Genomic DNA, 1,176 nt, shown 5'->3' with positions numbered 1-1,176 from the left:
GCCAAAACCGCCCGAAAACCAACTCTATATTCCCAATGGGTATCAGTCTGAGCCCACCCAGGATTCCTTAGTTTCAGGTTTCCTAGAGCCTATGGATGACATAGATCAAGACTCTTACCCTACGGCTCCTTTCCAAGAGGATATGATAACACTAGACATTGAAACCTTGATCGAGGAAATGCGTCAACCAGGAGGGTTGGATATTCAAGACCGTCGCTATCGTCTCAATAGCTATGGATGCTGTTTTGTTGGGTCAGAAGCCGTAGATTGGTTGGTGAAACGGTGTAATTCTACTCGGGAAGATGCAGTGGCTATTGGACAGATACTGATTAATCGAGGTATTATTCATCATGTCGCAGATGATCATCCTTTCCGAGATGATTATTTGTTTTACCGTTTTTATTTAGATGAGAAATGAACTACCCCGCCCTGTAGAGGCAGGGCTGTTTCATTTTCATGAATAAATTGTCAAGTCAATCTGCTGAAAGGGCGTTGGGGTGCTGGGGAGAAGGTTTTTTTAAGGTTAAAAATACCTTTTTATTAATAAAAATTCTCCGACGGTGCGCTTTCCTTGTCTTGATGCAGTCGGTCATGGGGGGAACCCCCAAGACCGCGCTGCATCGCTAGGCGAATTAAATTCGCCACGGGTCGCACCGCTATCTCCCCACCTCCCTATCTCCCCACCTCCCTACCAATCACGTTTTAGTCGGACGCAAGAAACAGCCCTGCTTGAGCCCCCGGAGACAAAACCTTAGATAGGGTCGCCTTTATAGTTAGCAGGTTATGCAGATGCATGGTTAAATATTTTTTAATAGCGATGCAGCTTCGGAACAGGGGGTTTCCCCCGGAGACAAAACCTGATTACGTTGAGCCTTTATGGTTGGTAGGCTCAAAGACGAAACCTTAGAATAAGGCAGCCTTTATGGTTGGTCGGCTATGGGAAAAAGGGTTAAAACTCTGCCGATTTTGGCTGCCTTATTCTTAAGGTAACTTCAAATGCACAAAATGGGTAAAACTTATTGATTAAGGCGAGCCTGTCTTACGGTAAATTCAAACCACTCGCGCTTTGCATCAAGACAAGGCGACCCTATCTTACGGTAAATTCAAACCACTCGCGCTTTGCATCAAGACAGGTATGAGACCTCTGAAGCTTATACAGTCTACTTTTTAGCTATC

General features: G+C 45.2%; 1 pseudogene. It reads left to right on the top strand.

Annotation, left to right across the window (positions count from 1 at the left end):
- Positions 1 to 418 (top strand): annotated as a pseudogene (locus F6K53_RS44085) (mechanosensitive ion channel protein MscS); the annotation flags it as partial.
- Positions 419 to 1,176: the final 758 nt, after the last annotated feature.

It is taken from the genome of Moorena sp. SIO4A1 (genome assembly GCF_010672065.1).
Lineage (GTDB): Bacteria > Cyanobacteriota > Cyanobacteriia > Cyanobacteriales > Coleofasciculaceae > Moorena.
This window is presented reverse-complemented; position numbering and strand designations above follow the sequence as displayed.